This is a genomic window from Neisseria flava (assembly GCF_982712965.1).
Window position 1 is genome coordinate 25,806 of sequence record NZ_CEXQBZ010000121.1, and the last position, 10,136, is coordinate 35,941.

At 46.0% G+C, this 10,136-nt stretch carries 7 protein-coding genes and 2 pseudogenes; 7 read left to right on the top strand and 2 right to left on the bottom strand.

The genetic code is table 11. From position 1 onward, the window contains the following. Positions 1–33 precede the first annotated feature (33 nt). Together tssA and AC5M9B_RS08730 are read right to left on the bottom strand one after the other, a co-directional pair. A complete protein-coding gene (gene tssA / locus AC5M9B_RS08725) occupies positions 34–1,101 on the bottom strand; it encodes a type VI secretion system protein TssA (RefSeq protein WP_487648522.1) in 1,068 nt (355 codons plus the stop codon). 4 nt (positions 1,102–1,105) lie between these two features. Next, the gene (locus tag AC5M9B_RS08730) at positions 1,106–1,657 is read right to left on the bottom strand and encodes a TagF domain-containing protein (protein WP_070655625.1); all 552 of its coding nucleotides are present in this window, start codon (positions 1,655–1,657) and stop codon (positions 1,106–1,108) included. 380 nt (positions 1,658–2,037) lie between these two features. Here AC5M9B_RS08730 and AC5M9B_RS08735 point away from each other — a divergent pair, with 380 nt between their 5' ends. From AC5M9B_RS08735 to AC5M9B_RS08765, 7 genes and pseudogenes are all read left to right on the top strand, one after another. After that, positions 2,038–6,222 carry a DUF6531 domain-containing protein gene (locus AC5M9B_RS08735; protein WP_487648523.1) on the top strand — a complete coding sequence of 1,395 codons (4,185 nt, stop codon included), beginning with the start codon at positions 2,038–2,040 and terminating at the stop codon, positions 6,220–6,222. A gap of 26 nt (positions 6,223–6,248) precedes the next feature. After that, positions 6,249–6,824, top strand: a complete 576-nt coding sequence (locus tag AC5M9B_RS08740; RefSeq protein WP_209283166.1) for a hypothetical protein — start codon at positions 6,249–6,251, stop codon at positions 6,822–6,824. 262 nt (positions 6,825–7,086) lie between these two features. Continuing rightward, positions 7,087–7,977: pseudogene (locus tag AC5M9B_RS08745) on the top strand (RHS repeat domain-containing protein); the annotation flags it as partial. A 374-nt stretch (positions 7,978–8,351) separates the two neighbouring features. Then, positions 8,352–8,792: a hypothetical protein gene (locus AC5M9B_RS08750; protein WP_053090213.1), complete on the top strand. Its 441-nt coding sequence runs from the start codon at positions 8,352–8,354 to the stop codon at positions 8,790–8,792. A 164-nt stretch (positions 8,793–8,956) separates the two neighbouring features. Next, positions 8,957–9,106: a hypothetical protein gene (locus AC5M9B_RS08755; protein WP_487648524.1), complete on the top strand. Its 150-nt coding sequence runs from the start codon at positions 8,957–8,959 to the stop codon at positions 9,104–9,106. Between the two features lie 28 nt (positions 9,107–9,134). Further along, complete coding sequence (locus AC5M9B_RS08760; RefSeq protein WP_003743409.1) at positions 9,135–9,473, top strand: hypothetical protein; 339 nt, start codon at positions 9,135–9,137, stop codon at positions 9,471–9,473. A 202-nt stretch (positions 9,474–9,675) separates the two neighbouring features. Next, positions 9,676–10,136: pseudogene (locus AC5M9B_RS08765) on the top strand (DUF6531 domain-containing protein); the annotation flags it as partial.

Consider the following 10,136-nt stretch of genomic DNA (forward strand, 5'->3'; position numbering starts at 1 on the left):
TAAACGAACTTTAAATATTGCGGATAGACTAGCTTATTCGTTGGAAGTTCCCGTTTCTTCGTCCTGCTTCCCGATCAAAACTTCCAGATTGGCAATGCTTTCAGGACTAATATCTTTCATGATGTCGTAGAAGTTCATATTCATTTGTCGCTGTACCCTACGGATAAATAGTGGGGCAGGGTGGCTGGGTTCCAGCGTTTCGAAGTAGATACAGATTTTTTCCAAAGCCAAATCGACATCAGCACGATTTTTGATATTCAGACGACGCCAAGCATCCGCTTCTTGAAGGGTTGATTGCTCTTGGGCAACGGTCGAAACGGGTGTTTCAGCGGGTTGTTCTGTTTGTTCAGCCTGTTGCAGCTGCGGGGTACTTCCATCGTTGTAATTGATGGCTTTGTGGATCAGGGTGAGCGGTTTTTGAATCACTTCAAAATTGAGTGAGTGTTCGTCTTGCAGCTGGGTCGAGAAAGTGTTTTGAATATCTTTCAGATGGTCTAATGCCTGGATTAAGGCAATCAATTCCGGTTTGCCGGTATCAGCACTTACCCTAATATCGAGCATCAAACGTTCTTTGCCGCCCGGATAACTTTGAGGGTCATTGCCTTGCAAGACAGAAACTGCTTCTTTAACGGTAATAGGCTGTTGGGTCAGGCCATTTACTAATAATTTGGCTGAAAATACTTCTTTGGCGATGCCATCAAGTGTCGTGAATGCACTTAATGCATTGATTCGATAAAACGGGTCGGGTTCGCCGTCCTCATCTTCGAGTTTGGGATATAGGGATTTCCAATATAGATCCACATTGGTTTTGATGGCTTCGCAGCCAGCGCAAAAGCCAACCAGCCCGTGTTTTGCGGTAAGAGCCTGTGTGTAATAGGCTAAAACATGGAGGTCTTTTGATTCAGCCAGCAGTTGATTACATAGCTTCTCTACTGTAGCCCAATCAGGTTCTTCAGCAGGAATGATGGTGTCACCATATTGACGTTCCGGTTTTCCTTCGGCAGCGCTTTGAAGCTCTAAAAAGCGGCTATCATATTCAATATTTACCCCTTCAGGGGTGTCGGCGGAAATTGGTTCAGCCCATAGAGGAAATGTACTCATCTACTTATAATCCAAATATTTTATTAAACAGAGAGCACGTCGGCTCCCCGTCTCTTTCTATATGGTTACCACTTTCGCATTCCATCCAAAAGCTACCGATGTTATCTGTTTTGGATAAAAAAATGAGGAAAGATTCAGATAGCGGATTGGTAGGTTTGTGAATTGTATCTAAGCAATCTTTTAAAACACATTTACCATTAATCAATGTTTGGTTAAAAAAATCTATATTTTTATAAAAGAAATTAATAGATTTTAACTGTTCGGAAGGAGTGTAAGGCTTTTGAAATAATATAAAAGGATATTGTCGACCTGTTTGGTCGGAGCTAAGGGCAGTTATACCTGTATAGGTTATGTTCGCAGGCAGTTTAATACAAAACAGCCAAATACGAGATGCGAAAAGTACCTTTCGGGTAAATGGAATTAACTTATCTTGGTTGGTGCAACGACCAAACCATCCATCCCAAAAGTTTTTATCGTTAGCTTGGAGATTGTCAGAAACAATAAAATCACGAGATTGATTTAATTTTCCGAAAAAGTAGGTTTCTATTTGCTGCATAAATAACAATCGCGCAGTGTAAAATTAACAAAAGATAAAGTTACTTAAGGTATTAATTATGCCTTTGCCTTAAACCATATCCAATATGGCTGATGCGTATATATACTTTACCATAATTTTGGTTTATGTATTAATATATTTTTTTCTATTTAAAATAATAGGTAAGGCAATTTGGTTATGAAAAAAAGATATTTACGGAACATTTTTTATTATTTTACTGTCTTATAATACAATTTATTTGCTGTATGTTGTTTGTTATAATCAGCGAAAACGAACTCATTTTAAAATGTCAGATTCATTTTGACTTAATCTTCAAGCCTGTGGAGATCTCAGGTTTTTCATTCCAAAAGCAATAGAATCTCGATGGAGGGAGTAAGCGCATGGCCTCTTTCGGTAACACTTTCGGTGTTCTCATTCCTAAACCAGCCGCACCGGCCATGGTGTCTCAAGGCTCTGCCAATCCACCTGAGCCGCTGACCAATGCAGCCGGTCCGGTCGATGTGATAGAAATGGTTGCCGATGTTGCTTCCACTGCCCTTTCCATAGTTGCGCCTGATTCCGCTGCAGCCGATGCAGTTGATGCCATATCCGAACTGGTTTCCCTCGCATCCATGATTCCTGGTCAGCCGGGTCCTAAACCCCCTTCCCGTAAAATGGTTAGCGGTTTCAGCGGCGGGATGGGTATGGGCTTCGATGGTGGGATAGTTACCTCAGGTCATGGCCACTGTATTCCTTGTAAGGTAGCTGCTGCTATCGGTAATCCCGTAAACGCAGTACTCGGTATCAAAGTCCTATTTGACGATACCGAGACCGACTTTGCCTTCGACTCCCCGCTTCCCCTTGTTTGGCAGCGTAGCTACTATTCCGACCAAATAGGCAACGGCTGGTTGGGGCAGGGTTGGTCGCTGCCGTTCTCCATGCGTCTTGTCCGTACTGCCGACGGTTTCCTTTATATTGATGAGCAGGGCAGGGAAATTCCGTTGCCGGATATCAGCGACGAAGCGGACGAGCCTTATTCCGCAGCTGACGAAGATGAAGACGATTTATATGAAGAAGAGGCTGCCCCAAGACCTGCTTCCGCCGAAGAAGATCCCTACGGATTGGATGATGCCTATTTCGATCCTTACGAACAAATCTTCTTTTCACAGATTTCAGACGACCTCTACCAAATCGCCTCCCCCGACGGCGGCGCACGGCTGCTGTTTGCCGAAGTCGATTCCGGCTGCGGCATTTTCCAGCTGGTCGCCCAGCTCGACCGCAACGGCCGTCATATCCGCCTCTGCTACGACGACAACGGGCTGCCGCACAGCATTTACGACGGCAGCGGCCGACACTTCCAGCCCGTATTCTCATCCATCCGTCTGCACGACAACGATCCCGACTTCGACCCGGCCGGAGAACGGGACGTCTTCGTTTCCGAAGACGAACGTTTCTACGTCAACCGCCTCACCTCCGTCACCTTCAACGGCAAGGAACTGGTGCGCTACGACTACGACGGCTATGGCGATTTGACCGCCGTTTACGGACGCGACGGCAAAAAACTGCGCGGTTTCGCCTACCGAAGCCACATCATGGTCGAACACAGCCAGCCCGACGGACTGGTGTCCCGCTACGAATACGACCGTTACGACACCGACGGCAAAGTGCTCAAGAGCAGCAACAACCTCGGCGAAGAATGGACGTTCGACTACCGCAAAGACCATACCGTCGTTACCGACGCATTGGGACGGACGGAAGTGTACGGTTTCGACGAAAACCGCGAACTCGTCTACCGCATCGATGCCGACGGACAACGCAGCGACAGCGAACGCGACAGCTACGGCCGCATTACCGTAGAACGCGATCCCCTCGGACGCGAAACCCGCTATCTTTACGATACCGAAGGCAACGTCATCGCCATCACCGCGCCGGACGGCAGCAGCACCCAAATCGACTACCACGAAACCCTCAACCTGCCGGTTGCCGTCAACGATCCCGCAGGCAGGATTACCGCCTACGATTACGACGAACGCGGCAACCTCGTCAGCATCACCGATCCCGCCGGTTACACCACTAGCTACGGTTACAACGCCCAATGGCTGCCCGAAACCATTACCGACGCCTTAGGCAAAACCCGACACCTACACTACGACACCCTCGATCAGCTCGTCTGCTTTACCGACTGTACCGGCGAAACCACCCGCTTCGGTTACACCGAATACGGCGATCTCGAAACCATTACCGATGCGCTGGGCCATACCACCCGCCACCACTACGACGCAGCGGGCAACCCCGTCCGTACCGACTACCCGGACGGCAGTCACGAAACCTTCGAATACGACCGCCTCAACCGACTGACCGCCCACATCGACGGACTCGGTGCCAAAACCGCCTACGAACTCGCGGTGGACGGACTGCCGCTCAAACGCACCAACGCGCTGGGCCATACCTTCGCCTACGCCTACGACAAAGCCCGCCGTCTGACCGTCCTCACCAACGAAAACGGCGAAACCTACCGTCTCGATTACGACCCGACTGACAACCTGATCCAAGAAACCGGCTGGGACGGCAAAATCACCGCCTACGGCTACGATGCCGCCGGACAACTGGTTCAACAGACCGAATACGGTCAAAGCAATCATGAAGGTCGTCTGAAAGAGCGTCCCGAGACTTGGCACATCCACCGGTTCAAACGCAACATCCTCGGCCAACTGATCGAAAAACAGAGCCGCAAAGTCTCCGGCCGCAACGGACAAAGCAAAGACGAAGGCATCAGCCGCACCCGTTTCGAATACGACCCCATTACCGGCAACCTGACCAAAGCCCGCAACCAACACAGCAGCGTCGAACTCGCCTACGACGAACTCGACCGCCTCATCGGCGAAACCACCGTCCACAACGGCCAAAGCGCCACCGTAGGCTACCAATACGACCCGCTGGGCAACCGCATCCGCACCATCCTGCCCGACGGCCGCCATATCGATTACCTGTACTACGGCAGCGGACACCTGCACCAAATCAGCCTCGACGGCGAAGTCATCAGCGACATCGAACGCGACAAACTGCACCGCGAAATCCAAAGGACGCAGGGCAGCATCAGCAGCCTGTACGACTACGACCCCATGGGTCGTCTGAAAAGCCAGCGTACCGTCTGGAGCGGCACACAAACCCCCCGCGGCAAACAAAACCCGCTGGCCGGCGGTGCCGTCAACCGCCGCTACGCCTACGACAAAGCCGGCAACCTGATTCAAAGCGCCGACCAAAGAAGCGGCGTCCTTAATTACGTTTACGACAAAATCGGACGCATTCAGGAAGCCCGCAACAGCCAAACCGGCCGCAGCGAAACCTTCGCCTTCGACCCCGCCCACAACATCCTCGACATCCCGACATCTGCTCCCTCTCCCGTGGGAGAGGGCAAAACGACCGCTCCGATTTCAGACGACCCCAAAACTCAAGGTCGTCTGAAATCACCTGCCAACCCCAACCTTATCAGCGGCAACCGCCTCAAAGAATACAACGGCATCGAATACACCTACGACGCATTGGGCAACCTGATTTACCGCCAGCTGCCCAATGGCGAAAACCAATATTACCAATACGATTTAGAAAACCAGCTCGTCCGCGCCGAAATCAAAAAGCCCGCAGGCAATACCGAAATCTGGACCTACGCCTACGACCCGTTCGGACGACGCCTTTCCAAAGAACGCCAAGACAAACTCGCCTGGACGAGCACCGAACCGAAACGCACCCACTTCGTCTGGGACGGCAGCCGCCTATTGCAGGAGTACACCTACAAAGGCAGCTATACCTATATCTATACCGACCAAGACAGCTACGAACCGCTGGCGCAAGTCTTTGACAACGCCAAAGACGGCAAGCAATACCTCGCCTATTTCCACAACGACCAAGTCGGTATACCGAGGGAGATGACCGACATCCATGGTAATCTCTTATGGTACGGCGAATACACCGCCTGGGGTCGTCTGAAAAAGGATGAACGCGTCTATCGGAATGCGCATCAGCCGTTTAGATTGCAGAACCAGTATTATGATGAAGAAACCGGGCTGCACTATAATTTCTTCCGTTACTATGAGCCAAACACTGGTAGATTCATCAATCAGGACCCGATTGGATTAGCTGGCGGAGAAAATCTTTATTGGTTCGCTCCTAATGGGCAAGATTGGCTAGATCCTTTAGGTTTGGATAGAAAGCCAAACCACCGCTTAAGATCACAAAGGCCTAATGCGATGCGAGATCATCATACTGTTCCTCAAGAAATGCTTAAAGATGAAGATTTTGTAGCTCAATTAGAACAATGTGGACTTAAAAGTAAAAAGGCAAGACGGCAATTTATAGATCAGCAAATAGTACGTATTGATGCAAAAAAACATGATGATATACATAGGAGAGGTTGGAACCAGCAATGGAAAACTTGGTTTAGTAATAATCCTAATTTCAAATTATCTGACATAATGGATCAAATACAAGTTATGATGAAACAACACAACATTCCTAGAGCAACTAGAAATTATGTTAGAAAATATAAACGAAATGGGCCAACTGCCTTTATAATTGGAAAAAAATAATAGATTTTTTGTAAAAGGTAATAATTATGAAATTATTTGAAGTTTATAGCGATCTTTCCTCATTTTCTGAAAAAACTGATATTTACGGCGATTTTGCTCATATTTTATGGGAAGGACATGCCTCTAAAAAAACTAGAAATGTTCCTAGCCCTGAAATATATATTGATCGACTAGGTCCTGATGTACCAGAGGCCTATGTATCGAATAGAAGCTTGATAGTTTCCCAGAAAATTAAAGATTCTTTATTTACTTCAGGACTAACTGGATTTACTGCAATTCTTGCAGTCAAAAATAAAATTATTAAGTGTGATTGGAAAAATCTTTCAGAAGATTATTTTGAAAAATATTACTCCATTGATGATGTAATTGATAAAGGTAGGCACAATCAATCAATTGCAGACAAAATGCCAAATTTGTGGTGGATAAAAGCTAATGATTTTATTAGTTTTCATAAAAAATCTCCTCAAGAATGGGATTATGTTATTGATAATGAATCGGATTTTTATCATGGTACAGGGGATAGATTAGGAGTTTTTGTTTCTGAAAAAGCTAAAAGCTTTATGGAATCTTTATGCTTACCATTAAAATATAACGAACTTTGAATCTTATTTTTTATTTAACAAGTGTAGTCTACATGAGTAATAGGTGCTCCTAGCATACACGTAATCAACACTGTGAGGCCGTCTGACAAAAATTACTAAAACTTTTCAGACGACCTCAAAACCTTCTTTGAGGTCGTCTGAACCATTTGTTCTTTAACAATCTCATTAGCAGTTAACATAGAGGTCGTCTGAAAACCAACTTTCAGACGACCTTTGTTGTAACGTACTTAACCGCTGCTGCGCCTACGACAAAGCCGGCAACCTGATCCAAAGCGCCGATCAAAGAAGCGGCGTACTCAATTACATCTACGACAAAATCGGACGCATTCAAGAAGCCCGCAACAGCCAAAGCGGCCGCAGCGAAACCTTCGCCTTCGACCCCGCCCACAACATCCTTTCCGACAAAGCGGCCGAAGGGAAGGGCAGCAACATTAGCAGCGGCAACCGTCTCAAAGAATACAACGGCATCGAATACACCTACGATGCACTGGGCAACCTGATCTATCGCCAGCTGCCCAATGGCGAAAACCAATATTACCAATACGATCTAGAAAACCAGCTCGTCCGCGCCGAAATCAAAAAGCCAGCCGGCAATACCGAGATTTGGGAATATGCCTATGACCCGTTCGGACGAAGACTGAGTAAGGAAAGAAAAGACAAACTTGCCTGGACGAGTACCGACCCGAAACGCACCCACTTCGTCTGGGACGGCAGCCGCCTATTGCAGGAGTACACCTACAAAGGCTGCTACACCTATATCTACACCGATCAAGACAGCTATGAACCGCTGGCCCAAATCTTTGACAACGCCAAAGACGAAACCCAATACCTCGCCTATTTCCACAACGACCAAATCGGCATACCGAGGGAGATGACCGACATCCACGGCAATCTGTTGTGGTATGGCGAATACACCGCTTGGGGTCGTCTGAAAAAGGATGAGCGGGTTTATAAGAACGCGCATCAGCCGTTCCGACTTCAAAACCAGTATTACGATGAAGAGACCGGACTGCATTACAACCTGATGCGCTATTACGAGCCTGAGGCGGGTCGGTTTGTGAATCAGGATCCGATTAAATTAATTGGTGGAGATAATTTATATCAGTTTGCACCGAATTCTATTGGGTGGATTGATACTTTAGGTTTAGCACGTAGAGGAACTTACAGAGGAGAGAGAGGGAGCCATAAAGGAGGAGAAACTAATCACTCTCCAGCTTGGGGAGCATATAAAGATTTACCAAATAGACCATCTTATGGTTCTGCACCTGCGTATCATATGGATAAAGCAGATCATAGAGGCATGTCAAGTACAGGGAGTTCAACTACTGCTCGTCGTTGGAGAGCGCAACAAAGACAATTTATCCTTCAAGGTCGATGGGATTTGGCTATGGAGATGGATATTATTGAGACTAAGAGGAAATTTATAGATAAATATGATAAGAGATTGAGAAGGATGGTGCGAGAAGCCGTTAGACAGAAATTAATCACTAAATATCAAGCATCTAAACTAAGAAAGGTCATTGGAAAATGCAAGTGAATGAAGTTAAAATTATTCCTTTTAAAGGCATAGATTTAGGTAATCGTTTTTTTCAACTTGGAAATACGATGGAGCAAATTATTGCTAAATATGGAAAGGCAGCAAAGGTTATAGAAGATAACATTCTTAAAATTACTTCTGAATATAGAGATGCCTGCACATTAGAATATAAAAATAATAAATTAGTTAGCATTATTTGTAGTAAACATCTGAATCCAATATTTGATAATTTAAATCTTTTTGAGCCTGAAAATATTAAAAAATTAAAAGAAGAATATGATTGCATTGATGGAAAAGCATATATTACATTTCCTACTTTAGGTATTTCCATAGGTGGCATGTCCAAAAAAAGGATACCTGAAGGTAAAGTTGTTATAGTCTTCGTAAAAGAGGAGATAGATACTTATGAATTTTTTGCTAATGAGGATTGAGAAGCTGTCGCTCGCTTAAATCCAAGCCGTAGCCTGTATAAACTCTTAAGTCCTGACGTAGAGGGTGTGCGGTATGCACGCACACGGTTTCTGTTTTTCAGACGACCTCACTATCTTCTTTGAGGTCGTCTGAATTATTTGTTCTTTAACAATCTTAAAAGAAAATGGCTCTTAAATTAGATTTGGATGAATTAGAGGTACATAATCATGATGGGACAGTACATAAATTCTCTAAAGGTGACTTAAAACCAGTTAAGAAGGGGGGTAAAGGTTGGAAAAAACCTAAGAAATCTAAAAAACCTGGAGCTTGTTAAATTTTATATGGAGTAAATGGAGTAAATTATGTGGAACCCAGTAGGAATTTCATTCGATGAGTCCGATGATGAAGGTCTGTCATATATCTACTTTGATTTGGGAAATTTTCATTATTTCACCCTAACCTTCAATCAAGATGAAGATGATAAAATATATCTTGAATTCAATGAACAAACGTTTTCAATTGAGAGCAATAACGTTACTTATGATTTAAAAGGTAATATCTTATCATTCGATTTCGGAGAAGATATTCAGAAATCTTTGAAAATTGAGAAACATATTGATATTGAAATAAATATAGACATTGATATGGTTTCGTTTAGGAAAACACTAGAAAATATTTTTCTAGCAAAAAACAGAATGTAACTTGTATAGCAAACCGTAGCCTCGCACAAAACCTTCAGTCCCGACGTAGTGTGTGTACGGTACGCACGCACGCGGTTTCTGTTTTTTCAGACGACCTCACTATCTTATTTGAGGTCGTCTGAATCATTTGCTCTTTAACAATCTCATATTGGTCAGCTGGGACGGCAAAATCACCGCCTACGGCTACGATGCCGCCGGACAACTGGTTCAACAGACCGAATACGGTCAAAGCAATCATGAAGGTCGTCTGAAAGAGCGTCCCGAGACTTGGCACATCCACCGGTTCAAACGCAACATCCTCGGCCAACTGATCGAAAAACAGAGCCGCAAAGTCTCCGGCCGCAACGGACAAAGCAAAGACGAAGGCATCAGCCGCACCCGTTTCGAATACGACCCCATTACCGGCAACCTGACCAAAGCCCGCAACCAACACAGCAGCGTCGAACTCGCCTACGACGAACTCGACCGCCTCATCGGCGAAACCACCGTCCACAACGGCCAAAGCGCCACCGTAGGCTACCGATACGACCCGTTGGGCAACCGCATCCGCACCATCCTGCCCGACGGCAGCCATATCGATTACCTGTACTACGGCAGCGGACACCTGCACCAAATCAGCCTCGACGGCGAAGTCATAACCGACATCGAACGCGACAAACTGCA

Bases quoted from the DNA above. Each gene is read 5' to 3' on its own strand.
- tssA (WP_487648522.1), bottom strand. From the start codon at position 1,101: ATGAGTACATTTCCTCTATGGGCTGAACCAATTTCCGCCGACACCCCT.
- AC5M9B_RS08730 (WP_070655625.1), bottom strand. From the start codon at position 1,657: ATGCAGCAAATAGAAACCTACTTTTTCGGAAAATTAAATCAATCTCGT.
- AC5M9B_RS08735 (WP_487648523.1), top strand. From the start codon at position 2,038: ATGGCCTCTTTCGGTAACACTTTCGGTGTTCTCATTCCTAAACCAGCC.
- AC5M9B_RS08740 (WP_209283166.1), top strand. From the start codon at position 6,249: ATGAAATTATTTGAAGTTTATAGCGATCTTTCCTCATTTTCTGAAAAA.
- AC5M9B_RS08750 (WP_053090213.1), top strand. From the start codon at position 8,352: ATGCAAGTGAATGAAGTTAAAATTATTCCTTTTAAAGGCATAGATTTA.
- AC5M9B_RS08755 (WP_487648524.1), top strand. From the start codon at position 8,957: ATGGCTCTTAAATTAGATTTGGATGAATTAGAGGTACATAATCATGAT.
- AC5M9B_RS08760 (WP_003743409.1), top strand. From the start codon at position 9,135: ATGTGGAACCCAGTAGGAATTTCATTCGATGAGTCCGATGATGAAGGT.